The 15,729-nt window shown below is 67.4% G+C and carries 13 protein-coding genes and 1 tRNA gene; 11 read left to right on the top strand and 3 right to left on the bottom strand.

Annotation, left to right across the window (positions count from 1 at the left end):
- Window positions 1-135: 135 nt before the first annotated feature.
- The 3 genes from KY469_06240 to KY469_06250 all read left to right on the top strand — a co-directional run bounded on the left by KY469_06240 (window position 136) and on the right by KY469_06250 (window position 2,009).
- Entirely contained in the window at window positions 136-657 is a 522-nt protein-coding gene (locus KY469_06240) for a hypothetical protein (GenBank protein MBW3662680.1), read from the top strand.
- Window positions 658-689: 32 nt separating this feature from the next.
- A tRNA-Arg gene (locus KY469_06245) sits at window positions 690-766 on the top strand.
- A gap of 157 nt (window positions 767-923) precedes the next feature.
- Entirely contained in the window at window positions 924-2,009 is a 1,086-nt protein-coding gene (locus KY469_06250) for a site-specific integrase (GenBank protein MBW3662681.1), read from the top strand.
- A gap of 12 nt (window positions 2,010-2,021) precedes the next feature.
- Here KY469_06250 and KY469_06255 read toward each other — a convergent pair whose 3' ends face one another.
- From KY469_06255 to KY469_06265, 3 genes are all read right to left on the bottom strand, one after another.
- Complete coding sequence (locus KY469_06255; protein MBW3662682.1) at window positions 2,022-2,285, bottom strand: excisionase family DNA-binding protein; 264 nt, start codon at window positions 2,283-2,285, stop codon at window positions 2,022-2,024.
- 213 nt (window positions 2,286-2,498) lie between these two features.
- Window positions 2,499-3,260 carry a hypothetical protein gene (locus KY469_06260; protein ID MBW3662683.1) on the bottom strand — a complete coding sequence of 254 codons (762 nt, stop codon included), beginning with the start codon at window positions 3,258-3,260 and terminating at the stop codon, window positions 2,499-2,501.
- Between the two features lie 95 nt (window positions 3,261-3,355).
- Complete coding sequence (locus KY469_06265) at window positions 3,356-3,955, bottom strand: DUF4145 domain-containing protein (protein ID MBW3662684.1); 600 nt, start codon at window positions 3,953-3,955, stop codon at window positions 3,356-3,358.
- A 428-nt stretch (window positions 3,956-4,383) separates the two neighbouring features.
- On the opposite strand from KY469_06265, the gene KY469_06270 reads away from it, so the two are divergent.
- From KY469_06270 to KY469_06305, 8 genes are all read left to right on the top strand, one after another.
- On the top strand, window positions 4,384-7,146 hold the full coding sequence (locus KY469_06270) for a DEAD/DEAH box helicase family protein (protein ID MBW3662685.1): 2,763 nt from the start codon (window positions 4,384-4,386) through the stop codon (window positions 7,144-7,146).
- The gene (locus tag KY469_06275; GenBank protein ID MBW3662686.1) at window positions 7,143-8,450 is read left to right on the top strand and encodes a restriction endonuclease subunit S; all 1,308 of its coding nucleotides are present in this window, start codon (window positions 7,143-7,145) and stop codon (window positions 8,448-8,450) included. The genes KY469_06270 and KY469_06275 overlap by 4 nt, the downstream gene beginning before the upstream one ends.
- Entirely contained in the window at window positions 8,444-9,925 is a 1,482-nt protein-coding gene (locus tag KY469_06280) for a type I restriction-modification system subunit M (protein ID MBW3662687.1), read from the top strand. Before KY469_06275 ends, KY469_06280 begins: the two co-directional genes overlap by 7 nt.
- A gap of 338 nt (window positions 9,926-10,263) precedes the next feature.
- Complete coding sequence (locus KY469_06285; GenBank protein MBW3662688.1) at window positions 10,264-10,986, top strand: hypothetical protein; 723 nt, start codon at window positions 10,264-10,266, stop codon at window positions 10,984-10,986.
- Between the two features lie 251 nt (window positions 10,987-11,237).
- Window positions 11,238-11,645 carry a hypothetical protein gene (locus KY469_06290; GenBank protein MBW3662689.1) on the top strand — a complete coding sequence of 136 codons (408 nt, stop codon included), beginning with the start codon at window positions 11,238-11,240 and terminating at the stop codon, window positions 11,643-11,645.
- A gap of 11 nt (window positions 11,646-11,656) precedes the next feature.
- Window positions 11,657-11,926, top strand: coding sequence for a hypothetical protein (locus tag KY469_06295; protein MBW3662690.1), 270 nt, complete (start codon window positions 11,657-11,659; stop codon window positions 11,924-11,926).
- Complete coding sequence (locus KY469_06300) at window positions 11,923-12,636, top strand: hypothetical protein (protein ID MBW3662691.1); 714 nt, start codon at window positions 11,923-11,925, stop codon at window positions 12,634-12,636. Before KY469_06295 ends, KY469_06300 begins: the two co-directional genes overlap by 4 nt.
- 232 nt (window positions 12,637-12,868) lie before the next feature.
- Window positions 12,869-15,724: a relaxase domain-containing protein gene (locus KY469_06305; GenBank protein MBW3662692.1), complete on the top strand. Its 2,856-nt coding sequence runs from the start codon at window positions 12,869-12,871 to the stop codon at window positions 15,722-15,724.
- Window positions 15,725-15,729 lie beyond the last annotated feature (5 nt).

The following is a 15,729-nucleotide window of genomic DNA, read 5'->3' on the forward strand; positions in this document are numbered from 1 at the left end:
TGGAGCGCATCTTCGCAGCCAGCGGCGGCTGCGCTACGGTGCCCGAGGTCGGACGAGCACCGGGTGCGTGGAGCGAGGGGTCCCGTGGCCTAGGCTCGGTCCGACGTCCGTCCGCGACGAGGGGTCCGGCCTACCGTGACGCGCAGTCTGCAAGCGCTCTTCATCGCTGCCGCCGCCATCCTGCTGGCTGCGGTGATCGGACTCGGGGTCATGAGCACCGACGACGACGAGCCGACGGCGATCGACACTCCATCGCCCACCGCTACGGTCGAGACGCCAGGTCCTACCGCCACCCTGACGTTCCCGACCGAGACGCCGACGTTGGAACCGACGCCCGGTCCGACGGGCACGGCCACCGAACCGACCCCGGCCACGACCGGCACGTCGCCCACCGTCGGCGGCACCGGCGCCGGTGCGACCGAGCCGACCGCTACCTCAACGCCGACGGGGACGACCGGGACGGCCTCACCGACACCTACCACGACGCCCACCTCGTCACCCACGCCGAGCCCGACGCCCACGGGCACGGCACTGCCGACCACCCCCACCCCCCAGGGCGAGGTCGACGACATGCCCGACACCGGCGGCGGTCTCGCCGCCATCGGGGCGTTCGTCGCCATCGCCGGAGCGCTCGGTGTCGCCCGCCGCAGAGGCTGAGGATCGCCGCCCCGAGCTACCCTCGGGCTTCTGCGCCCGTAGCTCAGTTGGATAGAGCGACGGACTTCTAATCCGTTGGTCGGGGGTTCGAATCCCTCCGGGCGCGCCACCCGAAACCGCCCCTAGCTGCCCGAACTCGTGCGATTACGACGGTATCGCGCTTGAGCGGCCTGGTTGTCCACAGAGCCTCGTGCCAAATCCGTGCCAAACGGCGCCTGGTCGCGTAGCGTCCTCGACGAACATGACGGCGCGGGAAGGTCGACCTCGTGAGCATCCGCAAACTCCCCTCCGGCAGCTACCAGGCGCGGGTCACCATCGACGGCGTCAACCACAGCGGCACGTTCGCGTCGAAGGAGGAGGCCGCCGACTGGCTGGTCGTCACGCGCGCCCGCTCCATCACGGGCGGACTGCCGAAGCGCGTGACGGTGCGCGACTACGCGGAGCGGTGGATGACGACCTACGACGAGGCGCCGTCCTCGACGCGGAAGTGGCACCAGTCGAACCTCGACCTCTACATCGTCCCGGCGCTGGGGCATCGCCGTCTCTCCGACGTCACGCCGACCGACATCTCCCGGATGCTGAACGCCATCCGCAAGTCGGTGTCGGCGGCCAAGGCCGACGCGGTGTACCGCACGTGCTCGGCGCTCTTCAACGCCGCGGTCGCCGACGACGTCACCTCTCGCAGCCCGGTGCGGTCGAAGAAGCATCGACCGCGGCGGCAGCGCCCCGCCCAGGTCGTGCTGGAGCGTTCCCAGGCCCGCGATGTGCTGCTGCAGATGCGAGGGTGGCATCGCGACGTCGCTCTCTTGCAGATGTCTCTCGGTGCTCGGTTCGGCGAGATCGCTGCGCTCACTCCGCACGACCTCGACCTCGGTCGGCGCCGCATCACCATCGCACGCCGCTACTACGACGGCACCGTCCGAGCGACCAAGAACCACCGGTTCCGGACGGTGGATCTTCCGCAGGTGACCCTCAGCACGGTCGAGCGGCTGTGCCGAGAGGCGGGTGACGTCGAACCGATCCCGCCACTCGACGACCGTGAGCACGATGCTCTGCAGTTCATCGGACGGTGGCTGATCCAGACTTCGACGGGGCGACCCGCGAACCACTCCGCCTTCACCAAGGCCCTCTCGAAGGCCTGCTCGGACGCCGGCGCGCCCCGCATCACGTCGCACGGGCTCCGTCACACCTACGTGTCGTGGATGATCGACAAGGGCTACTCGGCAGAGCAGGTCGCGTTCTGGATCGGGGATACGCCCGCGACCGTCCACACCGTGTACGCCCACATGCTCGAGGCCTCGTCGGCACCGGCGGCCGCCGAGATCGACGACGCCCTCCGGGACCTCGCCTGACCCGACGACGACCTAGTCGCCCGCGTATCCCCTCGCGATGCGGCGCAGGTGCTCGTCGAGGACTGCGACCTCCAGCTTCCACCGTGTGCCTAGCCGGACGTGCGGGATGGAGTGCTCGATGATCGCTTGGCGCAGGGTTGGCCACGAGACGCCCACGTACTCCGCCGCCTCCTGCCCGGACAGCCACACGGTCGGAGCGGGGCGTGAGAGGCGCTCGCGTAGCGTCGCCTGCACGCGCTCACGCCGCGAGGCCTCCGCCGGGGCTGTGCTCGACATACCCTCATCCTTCTCGCTGGCACGCATCCCTCACGAGAGAGAAGGCCGTCGGGAGCCTCCGACAGTGACAACGACTTTCGCAATTCGCTTGAACGCCAGATCGCGGACGTCGCCGGCAGCCTCGGCCGACGTGTGATCGATGCTGGGCCGCGAACTGGCAGATGCGCTGTCGGCTGACGCCGACCTCGCGTCGCGACGAAGTGACGCCCGCCATCAGCCGAACTCATATCGAACCCGGGCGCTCGTGCGCACGTGCTCGTACGCTTCAGGTGGTGCCGCAGGACCCAGCTGTCGCTCCGCTTCACTCAGGGCCAACAGGTACGCCTTTCGGTCGTAGAGGTTGAGCGCCAGCACGAACTCCGACGCACGGACGAGATGGTCGACGCGGAGCGAGACTTCTGCGCCGGTGACCAGGCGGTACCAGCGAGCGTGGATGTCTGCGACATGGTCCAGAAGTGTCTGGACGTGCACCTCGGTCACAGCCGGCTTGTCCTGTGGGTCTCGGTGCGCCACGATGCGTGTGGCGAGAACCCGGATCTCGCGACCTGCGACCTCGAGCTGTTCCAGGCTCTCCTCGACTGCAGCAGGGTCCAGTTGCAGCCCCGACGCGCCTATGAGACCGACGGACTCCAGATCAGCTCGTGCGAGCTGTTCCAGCTCTCCCCTCACGTAGTCGTTGGCGTGCTGGGCTCGGGCTTGCACAACCCAGTCGTCGGTTACGTGCTGGGCGTTATCGCGAAGGAGTTGGAGGGCACGGACGAGGCTGACGGCCCGCCCATCCTTATCCAGTAGACGGCGGCAGCCCGCCAGGATCGAGTCCCGATACCACACCTCGATCCAAGGCGCCACCCGGTAGCGAGCTAGGGGACCACGTAGCTCGTCCCACAGCAGCCGGGAGGCACGCTGCTGCACGATCTCGGACAGCCAGAGTTCCTCGAGCATCTCCGCAGCGCGACCTACCTGCTCCAGACTCACGGTGCCTCCCTTCGCTGTCCACGTAAGGTCGACGCGGCGGCTCTACCACGCACCGCGGGTTCCCTCGGCACCGAAGTCACGTCGACCCCGTCCCGTCACTCGGCGTCGGCGCTTCCTCCTCGAGGGGCATCCGGCCCTGGTCCCTCGATGTGGTCGCGGAGAGCCTTGACGCGCGCGGGCAGGATCAGGAGGTACTGCACCAGCGCTTCCAGTAGCTCCAGAGCGTCCCGGGCGAGTCGCGCGTCGGCGGGTTTCCGTAGGTCGAGGTGTGACCCGAGGTTGCCGCCGTCCTTGACCGCCTCCGCTGTCGCGACGAGTGGATCACCGAGACCGTCGAAGTTGGCCAACAACTTGAGGAGGTTGCCCAGCGGAGCGTGATCATCGTCCTTGGTGCTGAGAACGGAGCGGACCACGCCTTCCAGTGTCCGTCGCGTCTGGACGAGTGCGCTACTCCACCGCTGGTCGACCACGTTGGCCACCGCCTCTGCGTACGCCTCGGCGAGCAACGCGTTCTGGTCCTGCAGCGCCTCGATGACATCCCCACGCAACTGCACCGTCCCGGGCGGGTCGGGGTGCATCCAGACCCACTCGTCGGAACCGGGCGCTCCCGTCACGTAGAACTTCACGACCTGTCGGCAGCCCGGGCAGTTGGTCGCCTTCGCGGGGCGGTTGGCATCCGCCACCTCGAGGCCCACATCGAACCATGCGAACCCGCCACAGTGCGGGCATGTGGTGCCGATTGGCGGTCCCCGCCTCTTCGCCGATCTGCTCGTCACCTGTATCCGAGGTTGGTGCAACCGTTCCTCCGCGCTCGCTGCGACAGACTGTACGACTCGGACGAGGCCTAACGAGGGATCCAGCCAGTGAGTTCAGGGCTCGAGGCGGCATGCCCAACCTCAGGACGCCTTGCCTAGCGGCAGTCGGCATCGGGAAAGCTCGTCGGGCCTCCATCAACCGTGCTCAACCTTCCTGTCACTCGACCCGGTCCAGTTTGGCTTCATCCTGCTCCATCGCACGCCGGTCCATAGTCTGCGCACGACGGTCTGATGGAGGAGGCTCGTTGGTCGCCGGGGAGGACGGCTACCTGCACCCGGAGCAGAAGGCGCGCGTCCGCATCGACGAGATGCTGGAGGCCGCCGGCTGGGTGGTGCAGGACTACCGGTCCATCAACCTCTACGCGGGTGTGGGTGTCGCTGTCCGAGAACTCGTGACCACCGCCGGACCCGCCGACTACGTCCTCTTCATCAACCGCCAAGCGGTCGGTGTCATCGAGGCCAAGAAGGCAGGCACGACCCTCTCCGGCGTCGAGTGGCAGACGGTCAAGTACCAGACACACATCCCTGACGAGCTACCCGCTCTGCTCGTCGACGGGTACCTGCCCTACGGCTACGAGTCAACCGGCATCGAAACCTGGTTCACCTGTCGCTTCGACCCGGAGCCGACCGCCCGGCAGGTCTTCTGGTTCCATCGCCCGGAGTCGCTGGACGGCGAGCTGTCCGAGTGGTCGCACCACGGGACCGGGTCGCTTCGCGCGCGGCTCCGAGAGCTGCCGCCGCTGGACACCGACCCGTGGTGGCTTCGGGACGCGCAGGCCGAGGCCATCCGCAATGTGGAGGCGTCGCTGAAGGCGGGTCGTCCTCGTGCGCTGATCCAGATGGCTACCGGATCCGGGAAGACGTTCTGTGCGGTCAACATCGCCGAGCGTCTCCTGGACCACAAGAAGGGCGCGCGGGCAACTCGCGTCCTGTTCCTGGTCGACCGAGCGAACCTCGGCAGGCAGACCCTCAAGGAGTTCCAGGGGTTCGACGTTCCGGGGTCAGGCCGCAAGTTCACCGAGCTGTACAACGTGCAGCAGCTGACGCACAACCGGATCGACCCGGTCGCCAGCGTCTGCATCAGCACCATCCAGCGCCTGTACTCGATGCTCCGGGGTGATCCCGATCTCGACGAGGCGATCGATGAGGTCTCGGGGTTCGAGCTGGCTCCCGAGCAGCCGGTAGAGGTCGACTACAACCCCGACATCCCCATCGAGACGTTCGACGTCATCATCGTCGACGAGTGTCACCGCTCTATCTACGGCGTGTGGCGTCAGGTCCTGGAGTACTTCGACGCGTTCCTCGTAGGCCTCACAGCCACGCCCGGCAAGCAGACGTTCGGCTTCTTCAACAAGAATCTCGTCATGGAGTACGGCTTCCCGCAAGCGGTTGCCGACGGGGTGAACGTGGACTTCGACGTCTTCCGGATCTCCACCGAGATCAGTGAACGTGGAGCCACCATCGAGGCCGGCTACGTCACGACCTTCCGGCATCGGGAGACCCGCCAGGAACGGCTTGAGGTGGTGGACGAGGACCTCCAGTACGCCGAGTCCGAGCTCGACCGAAGAGTCGTAGCCAAGGACCAAATCCGCACTATCGTTCGCACGCTGAGAGGCAACCTCCCGGCCATCTTCCCCGACCGCGAGACCGACGAACACGGACGGCTCAGGCACATCCCGAAGACGCTTATCTTCGCCAAGACCGACAGCCACGCCGAGGACATCGTGCGGGTCGTGCGGGAGGAGTTCGACAAGGGCAACGACGTGATCGCCAAGATCACCTACAAGGCCTCGGACGGCAACAAGCCCGAAGATCTGCTCTCGGCGTTCCGCACCGGCTACAACCCGCGCATCGCCGTGACAGTGGACATGATCGCCACCGGCACCGACGTGAAGCCGATCGAGATGGTCGTGTTCATGCGCATAGTCAGGTCTCGCAACTTCTTCGAGCAGATGAAGGGGCGGGGCACGCGCACCATCGCCGACACCGACCTGCAGGTCGTGACGCCCGACGCTGGCCACAAGGACCGGTTCGTGCTCGTCGACGCCGTCGGCGTGACCGAGACCAAGTTGCTCGAGACCACGCCGCTGGAACGCAAGCGGGGCGTGAAGCTGGAGAAACTGCTCCACCAGATCAGCCTCGGCCAGATCTCCGAGGACGCTGTCTCGAGCCTCGCCTCTCGGCTCGCCCGCATCGATGCTCGCATCACCGCCGCCGACCGGGCTCGCCTCGAAGAGACCGCAGGCACCAGCCTCGACGACATCAAGCACGCGCTCGTTGAGGCCATCGATCCCGACATCCAGGTCGCTGCCGCCCAGCGAGCCACCGGCAAGGACGAACCCGACGCGGACGACGTCGCTGTCGCCCGTACCAAGCTGCTCGAAGCCGCTGTCCAGCCGCTCGCCTCGAACCCGTCACTTCGAGAGCAGCTCGTCCACGTACAGCGCAGTTTCGAGCAAGTTATCGACGAGGTCAGCACCGACACCGTCACCCGCGCCGAGTTCGCCGTCGACGCCAAAGCCCGTGCCGCCCACACCATCGAGTCGTTCCGCGAGTTCCTGGAGGAGCACAAGGACGAGATCACCGCCCTCCAGGTCCTATACAGCAAGCCCTACGCTCAGCGGCTCACGTACCGCGACATCAAGGAACTGGCCGACGCCATCAGGCGACCGCCCCATGCGTGGACTGCCGAGCGGCTGTGGGAGGCGTACGAGACCCTCGACGCCACGAAGGTCCGCGGCTCAGCTGGCACCGTGCTCACCAACATCGTCTCCCTCGTTCGCTACACCCTCGCCCTTGACGACGAGCTCATCCCGTACCCCGATCGCGTGACCGAACGCTTTGAGACCTGGCTGCTCCAACAGCAGAACGCTGGCCGCGCCTTCACCACCGAACAAATCGAGTGGCTCCGACTCATCCGCGACCACCTCGCCGCCAGCCTCAGCATCGAACCCATCGAGTTCCAAGGCCCGCCCTTCAGCCAGCGCGGCGGCCTTGGCAAGGCACGCGAACTGTTCGGCGACGAGCTGAGAGTGCTGCTTGACGAGATCACGGAAGCGGTTGCGGCATGAACGATCTTCCGATGGGCTGGGAGTGGTCGAGCCTCGGCGAGATTGGCAAGTACATCAACGGCCGCGGCTTCAAGAAGACCGAGTGGCGCGAGTCCGGCCGACCGATCATCCGCATCCAGAACCTCACAGGAACCAGCGACGCTTTCAACTACTTCCAGGGCGAGGCTGACGAACGCCACATCGTCCGGGACGGCGATCTACTCGTCTCCTGGGCTGCGACGCTTGGAGTCTTCGTATGGCGGGGTCCAGAGGCGGTACTCAACCAGCACATCTTCAAGGTCGTCTCCTACGTGGACCCACGCTTCCATCGGCACCTGCTCGAGCACGTTCTCGGGGACCTGCAACGGCAGACGCACGGGTCGGGCATGGTCCACATCACAAAGAAGCGGTTCGATGCGACGCCAATCCCAGTGCCACCGCTGAATGAGCAGGAGCGGATCGTCGCGGCGATCGAGGAGCATCTGTCAGTCTTGGATCGAGCGTCGCTTACGACGAGTGCAGTGGCGGCGCGACTGCCTCGCCTGCTGGACGCGACCACGCGCCGACTTATCCACGGCCACGGCCCTTCGGGAGAGGCCGAGTTCTCCCAAGACCCCGGGCACCCGTTGCCCGAGGGGTGGTCGTGGAAGCGTCTTTCCGATCTCGGCGAGATGGGAAGGGGCAAGTCAAAGCATCGACCGCGCAACGATCCCATTCTCTATGGCGGCCCATATCCCTTCATTCAAACCGGCGATGTAGCGGCCGCACAGGGTGTGCTAAAGGAGTACAGGAAGACGTATTCAGAAGCGGGGCTGGCTCAGAGCCGGCTCTGGCCTGCCGGCACCGTGCTCATCACGATCGCAGCCAACATCGCCGACTCGGCGATCCTCGGGCTCGACGCCTGTTTTCCCGACAGCGTGGTCGGCCTGATTCCCGACGTGACAGGCGTCCGAGCGGAATGGGTCGAGTACTTCCTACGAGTCGAGCAGGAGCGCTTGGAACGATTCGCGCCAGCGACGGCGCAGAAGAACATCAACCTCAGGACTCTCCGGGCGGTGGTTGTCCCCGTTCCACCTCTGGTCGAGCAAGATCGAATCCTAGACGAGCTCGACACGTGGTCGACGACGGTGTCGGCCCTGTCGAAGTCCCTTGCTCGCACGAAGCGGCGTGCCGCCAAAGCGCGCCGTTCGATCGTTGCTAGCGCGTTCTCAGGTCGGCTCGTTCAGCAGGATCCCTCAGACGAGCAGGCGAGCGAGCTGCTCAAACACATCCGTGCCGAGAAGCCGGTGAAGAAGCGTCAATCGAAGACGAAGGTGTCATCGTGAGCGACTCGAAGGCGCTCGTCGACAAGCTTTGGAACTACTGCAACATCCTGCGGGATGACGGGCTGTCGTACGGAGACTACTTGGAGCAGCTCACCTACCTGCTGTTCCTGAAGATGGCCGAGGAGCAGCGCCAGCTCGGCCTCGACCGGATCGTGCCGGAGGATCTCGACTGGCCGTCGCTGCTGGAGCTGAAGGGTGAGGCGCTCGAGGCGCACTACATCACGATCCTCAACGAACTCGGCCGCAATGGCGACATGCTGGGCGTGGTCTTCCGCAAGGCCCAGAACCGCATCCAGGACCCGGCCAAGCTGGAACGGCTCATCAAGGACCTCATCGACGGCCAGGAGTGGATGACCCTCGGCGCGGACGTGAAGGGCGACGCGTACGAGGGTCTGCTGGAGAAGAACGCGGCCGACACGAAGTCCGGCGCCGGCCAGTACTTCACACCTCGGGCGTTGATCTCCGCCATGGTCGAGGTGATGCGGCCGAGCCCGGACATGCGGATTTGCGACCCGGCGTGCGGCACGGGCGGATTCTTCCTCGCCGCCTACGAGTACATCGTGGGCCACCACCCCCACCTCGACCCCGACCAGAAGAAGCACCTACGCTCAGGCGCGTTCACCGGCTGGGAGATCGTCGACAACACCGCCAGGCTGTGTGCGATGAACCTGCTGCTGCACGGCATCGAGTCACCCGACTCGGACAGTCCGATCTATGTCGACGACGCACTGAGAGCCGATCCGGGTGAGCGGTTCGACATGGTGCTGACCAACCCACCGTTCGGGAAGAAGTCGTCGGTCACGATCGTCAACGCCGAGGGCAAGGCTGAGCGCCAGTCGATGACGGTGGTGCGAGACGACTTCTGGGCGTCGACGTCGAACAAGCAGCTCAACTTCCTCCAGCACGTCAAGACGCTGCTCAAGGTTGAAGGCTCGGCGGCGATCGTCGTGCCGGACAACGTGCTCTTCGAGGGCGGCGCCGGCGAGACCATCCGCCGGCGGCTCCTGCACGAGTGCGATGTCCACACCCTCCTCCGCCTGCCGACGGGGATCTTCTACGCCCAGGGTGTGAAGGCGAACGTCCTGTTCTTCGACCGCAAGCCGGGCTCCGACACGCCCTGGACGAAGGAGCTGTGGATCTACGACCTGCGCACGAACATGCACTTCACGCTCAAGACGAACCCACTCAGCCGCTCCGACCTCGACGACTTCGTTGACTGCTACCAGGCCGACGACCGCTCGAAGCGCGAGGAGTCCGAGCGGTTCAAGCGCTTCATGTACGAGGAGCTCGTGGCAAAGGACAAGGCCAGCCTCGACATCTTCTGGCTCCGCGACGAGAGTCTCGAGGACGTCGACAACCTCCCGCCACCGGGCGTCATCGCCGCCGAGATCGTGGAGGACCTGGAGGCAGCGCTCGCCGAGTTCTCAGAGCTGGCGGAGTCTCTCGCTGATGTCGGGGGAACTGGGGCTGACTGACCCGGCGGAGCCGCGTTGCGCCCGCCGCTCACCGAACCAGCGGAAACCCTCACCGAGGCGACACGGTCAGTGATGTGGCCGAGGCGCACGGTGTCGTGCGCACATCGCCATCACCGCGCGATCGTCTCTGATCGGTTCGACCGTCCGCGATGCCAGCTGGCCTTCCGGTGCTCAGAAAGGTGGGTCTGCAGCCGAGTTCGTGATGAAGCGGTCACCCGACCGACGGCGCGGAAAGCCGCGAGATGTTGCCTTTCGGGGCGTGAAAGGCCACTTCCTGAGAGGTCCGTGAAAGGGTGGGCCTGCACCGTCCTCGCGTCGCCTGATGCGAGGAGGAGCCGATGGGAACCGACACCGTCATCACCTTGTTCGACGAGCTGGATCAGGACTGGTCGCGGCAGATGGCCCGAGGGGAAGGCGCCAGAGCCCTCACGGGATGGCGGCAGCGGGAGCCGCGCCTCGGCGGGTTCGACAGCGTGCAGCAGCTCATGCGCTTCCTGGGCGATCGTCGGCAGGACCCCGAAGACCAAAGCGACGTGTTGCTGTCGCTGCTCGAAATCGGTCGTGGCGACGCCCTCGCGCTGAGGCTCGTGCTCCAGCGCTTCGTGCCCGCCTTGAAGCGCATCGCGTCGTGGGACGTCCCGTTCACGCAGCCCGACTGGAACGCCCGGGTTGTCTCCGCTGCCTACGACGTCATCGCTAGCTATCCGGTCGAGGATCGCCCGCGCGCCGTCTCAGTGAACATCGTGTGGGACATCCGCAAGCGCTTGTTCTCGGAGCTGGACTCCCATCGCTGCACGCAGGCGGAGCTGCTTGGCGACCTCCCCGAGAACGTGTTCGTGGCGCCGGACCCCAGCCAAGCCGTCGAGGCCGCGGCCATGCTGCGGTGGGCGGTTCGGCGTGCACGTGTCGCGCCCAAGGACGCCTTCCTGATCGCCGTCACGCGCGTCGCCGGCGTCCCACTGACAGAGGTTGCCGCGAAAGAAGGTGTCCCCTGCACGCGTCTGCGTCAGCAGCGTCTGCGGGTCGAGCGGCAGATGCGCCGAGTGCTGTCCGCGGCATGAGCCCCCACGGTTCGAATCCAGGTCAGCCCTCGTCCTCCGAGCACATCAATGACGAGCCAACAGGCACGGACGGGTCAGACCGCGTAGCCGCCCTCCTGGAGATGCTTGACGAGTGGGTCCTCGAGCGGGTGAGGACCGACCCAGACGCCAGCGACCTCCTCGGGCGTCGTGCGCAGCAGGCTCGACGACAGGCGTGGGCTCGACAGCGGGCGGCCAGGGATCGGGCCGACGCCGTCTACGAGGAACAGCAGATGCGCTCCTCAGATTGGGGAGCCGTCCTGTCCGACGCGCTCGATGACGCCCAGCTCACGCTGGCCGTCGAACGGGTGACGACGCCGGTCGCCGGCATCGACCGACGATCCGTACCGGTCGTCAGGGCGCAGCTGCTCGCGTGGGCCGTGGCCGTGCACGCCCAGCATCCGGATCAGTTCTTGCGTCTGGCCCTGGGGGCGGACCTCGAGGACGGGCCGAGCCCACCGGCGAATCTCGAGGAGGGCCTGCCTGAGCCACCGCCAGCCGAGGACCTCGACGACGACCTCAACGCACGGATCGCAGTGGTGCTTCGACGCCGCCCTGATGTCGCCTTCGAGGCCGTAGCGCCACCCCATGGGGACGGGCCCGCCCTGGAACGGAGCCTCGACCGCTCGCTGAGCCCATGACAGGAGTCCCCATGCAAACCACATCGAACCTCACTGGGGCGGACAGTCCTCCAGCGGCCGCGACAGACGAGGCAACGGCTGTCACCCGTTCGGCCCGGCTCTGTTGGCACGCCGCACAGATCTGTGACGTTCTCCGAGGCGCCCTGGAGGCGCTCCACGCCGCGCTCAACCAGGTCGGCGAGCACACGGACGAGATCATCGGCCTGGCCCTCGACATCGGTCTCGCCATCGATGCGCTGACCGTGCCCGTCCCGGCACCCCCAGAAGGGAACGGACAGTGAGTGCACCGCACAAGACACCCGCGTTCCGCAACTCAGCCGAGTACCTGGTCGCCATCACCATCCGCGTTGAAGGCGGCGCACGGCGACAGACCGCACATAGGCGGGCGGAGATCATCGCAGAACGTCTCGCCAACGCAGCAAGCCGAGCGGCTCACGTCGTCGAGGTCACCGCCACCGCGGGCCCATCCCATGACGGGACCGGGTCGTTCGCGGAGCGGGTCCGCTTCTCGGCCGCGAACACCGGCCGTGGCACCTCAGCCGAGCCGGACAAGCTCGACCGCTACCTCGACCCCGAGTTCGAGCTCGCGCTCGCGTCTCTGGCAGAGGCCAAAGCCCAGGACACTGCTCTCCGCGAGGCAGACCGCGAACGGCGCCGCTCCCTGGGTTGCCTCAAGGCCTTCCGTGTCGGCTCGGAGGACGTCGCGCGCTGCGCCTGCGTGTACTGCGCCCCGGACGACCACGAGCAGCAGCTGTGGCTCGCGGAAGCCGGCCAGGTCAACGTGCTGCGACCCCCCCGTTGCATCTGCGGCCGCCCCGTCCCACTACCTGGGAACCGCTGCGCACGACGTCACGACCACGAATTGGTCGTGCTCGAAGGAGACCCTGACTCGCTTCGACGGCTGGCACGAGGCTCGGGGCGCGACACGCCCGAACGCGACCAGCAGCCGCGTCGACCCGATGGTCCCGATCTCGCCCCGCCCGGGCGCTGAGCCATCCGAGGGAGTTCGCCATGACGCGGCACGTGCTCTGCAGCGAAGACCCGGACCCCACGTTCCGCCAGGTGTCATCGCGGCCCCTGCGCGCCCAGCACCTTCTACGTGGGCCCGGAACGACCTCGGCCGTGCTCGCGGCGTCACCTTTCCCCACCCCCCAGCGCGCTCACAGACTTGCACTGGCGTGCAGGCCCGCCCGGCGCCCCTCCCGTGGACCTGGGGGTGGCGCGTGCTGAACGTCGGCAAACTCGCCTCCGGAGGCGAGGACTACTACCTCTCGCAGGTCGCGACCAGCGTCGAGGAGTACTACACCGGCGAGGGCGAGGCTCCCGGACGCTGGCTCGGCCGCGCATCGCCACGCCTGGGGCTGTCCGGCGAGGTCGATGCCGACGAGCTGCGGGCTGTCCTGGGCGGTCGTGACCCCACCACCGGCGAGGCCCTGCTCTCGCGTCCGCGTAAGGTGCCCGGCTTCGACCTGACGTTCCGAGCGCCCAAGTCGGTGTCACTGGCGTGGGCGCTCTCGGACGTCGAGACCTCACGGGAGGTTCGCCGCGCCCACGAAGCGGCGGTCGCCGCGGCCGTCGACTATCTGGAGCGGCATGCCGCCTTCACACGCCGAGGCGCTGGAGGCGCCGAGCGCGTCCCCGTCGAGGGCTTCGTGGGCGCGGGCTTCCGCCACCGCGCCTCGCGGGCGCACGATCCCCTCTTGCACACGCACGTCCTGGTGCCCAACCTCGTCTACACCCCCGACGACGACACCTGGCGCACGCTCGACGGTCGCCAGCTGTACCTGCACGCCAAGACCGCCGGCTACCTCTACCAAGCCCACCTCCGCCACGAGCTGACCCGCCGCCTTGGCACCGACTGGGGACCCGTCCGCAACGGCTACGCCGACATCGACGGCGTGCCACGCGACGTCATCGAGGCCTTCAGCCGCCGTCGCTCACAGATCCTCGACGAGCTGGAGCGAGTCGGACAGTCGTCCGCCCGTGCCGCACAGGTCGCCACCCTGGCGACCCGCCCGACGAAGACAGCGGAGCCTGCCGGTCTCCGCGAGCAGTGGCAGCGCCGTGCCGCCCAGCTCGACTTCGACGACGAATCCGTCGCAGATCTCACGGGTCGGACCACGCCTCCCCAGCCGGACAGGTCGTCGTTGCGGATGGCCGCCGAAGATCTTCTCAGCGAGCAGGGCCTCACCGCACGCGCCTCGACGTTCACGCGTCGCGACGCACTCCAAGCTTGGTGCCTGAAGCTCCCCCTCGGAGCGGAGGTCGCCGACATCGAGCGGCTGGCCGACCACTTGCTGGAGGGCGAGGCCAGGACGGTGCGGCTGTCCAGCCACGGCAGTGACGTCCGTCACCTGGCGAGCGCAGGCATCCGACTGCGCGACGGTCGCCTCGTCGCCGTCACCGAGCGGCGCTATTCCACCCTCGAGCTTCTCGCTCTGGAGCAGCAGCTCGTCGAGCAGGCCGTCGCCCGGCGGGACGCTGGCGTGGCAACCGTGGACCCGGCGGAGGTCGAGCGCTGCCTGGCAGGTCGGTCCTGGCTGTCCGACCAGCAGGCAGAAGCCGTCCACCACCTGACACAGTCGGGAGACGGGGTGGCTGTCGTCGTTGGTCGCGCCGGGTCGGGCAAGACCTCGATGCTGGGCGCCGCACGTGCCGCGTGGGAACGCGCTGGCATCCCGGTGGTGGGGTGCGCGCTGGCGGCTCGTGCCGCGCTCGAGCTGCAGAACGGCGCGGCTATCCCGTCGATGACGATCGCGCGCCTGCTCGCCGACATCCAGCGACCGGGCGGCGGCCTCCCGGCAGGCGGCGTGCTCGTGATCGACGAGGCGGCCATGGTCGGCACCCGCACTTTGGCGCGCTTCCTCGACGAGGCCAACCAGATCGGCACGAAGGTCGTCCTCGTCGGCGACCACCACCAGCTGCCCGAGATCGACGCCGGCGGCGCCTTCGCAGGACTGGTCAACCGCCTTCCCGCCATCGAACTGACGGACAACCGCCGACAACAGCAGGCCTGGGAACGCGACGCCCTCGACGAGCTGCGCGACGGGAACGTCCGAGACGCCCTGGACGCCTACCTCCTCCACGATCGAGTGGTCGTCGGAGACACCGCCGCTGCGCTGCGAGAGCAGCTCGTCGGCGACTGGTGGCAGGCGGTCGCCGAGTTCGGCGACGACGCCCTGATGATCGCTGCCCGCCGCGTCGACATCGACGACCTGAACGCCCGTGCGCGCGAACACTTGACCGCCGCCGGCGAACTCCACGGGCCCGCGCTCATCGCAGCGGGGCGCGAGTTCCACCGCGGCGACCGCATCCTGTGCCTGCGCAACCACCGCTCCGTCGGAGTTCTCAACGGCACGCGCGGCACCGTCACCCGCATCGACCACATCCCCCGCAGCTTGACCTTCACCCGCGACGACACCGGCGAGTCCGTCGTATTGCCGACGGACTACCTGGACGCCGGCTGGGTCGACCATGGCTACGCGCTCACCGCGCACAAGGCACAGGGCCTGACCTGCGAAGCCACGTTCGTCCTGGCCGACCAGACCATCTACCGCGAGTGGGGTTACGTGGCCTTGTCGCGTGGCCGTCAGCTCAACCGCCTCTACGTCGTCGAGGACCCACAGGATCCCGATCCGCCCGACGACCCGACGCATCCACAGACACTGCAAGGCGAAGACCGTCCCGCCGAAGTGCGTGTGGCTGCCGAACTCCGGCGCAGCCACCAGCAGGTCTGCGCGATCGAGCACCTCCCCGAGGCCTCACACGAAGCCGTCGGTGAGACCCACGCTGCCGAGTTCGATCCGCCCTCCTACATCACGCGTGTTCTCGGAGCCCGGCCTTCGCACGCTGGTAAACGACGGATCTGGCGTGAGGCCGTTTCCGCTGTCGAGGCATACCGCGAAGCCCAGGCGGTGACCGACAACGAGCAGCCCCTCGGCCCTCGACCCGACGCGCCGAGGGAGCGGGAGTCGTACAACGCGGCGCTCCGCCAGCTTCTACACGCTCGTCGTCAGATCCAACCGGTCCGAGAGGCGGGTCCTGACCAGGCCCGCGACCTCGGCGTCGGTCTGGCCTGAAGGGA

The sequence above is a fragment of the Actinomycetota bacterium genome, assembly GCA_019347575.1.
Classification (GTDB): domain Bacteria; phylum Actinomycetota; class Nitriliruptoria; order Nitriliruptorales; family Nitriliruptoraceae; genus JAHWKY01.

Coding starts and splice junctions, on each gene's coding strand:
- KY469_06285 (MBW3662688.1), top strand. CDS start 10,264: ATGGGAACCGACACCGTCATCACCTTGTTCGACGAGCTGGATCAGGAC.
- KY469_06295 (MBW3662690.1), top strand. CDS start 11,657: ATGCAAACCACATCGAACCTCACTGGGGCGGACAGTCCTCCAGCGGCC.
- KY469_06270 (MBW3662685.1), top strand. CDS start 4,384: ATGCTGGAGGCCGCCGGCTGGGTGGTGCAGGACTACCGGTCCATCAAC.
- KY469_06275 (MBW3662686.1), top strand. CDS start 7,143: ATGAACGATCTTCCGATGGGCTGGGAGTGGTCGAGCCTCGGCGAGATT.
- KY469_06290 (MBW3662689.1), top strand. CDS start 11,238: ATGCGCTCCTCAGATTGGGGAGCCGTCCTGTCCGACGCGCTCGATGAC.
- KY469_06255 (MBW3662682.1), bottom strand. CDS start 2,285: ATGTCGAGCACAGCCCCGGCGGAGGCCTCGCGGCGTGAGCGCGTGCAG.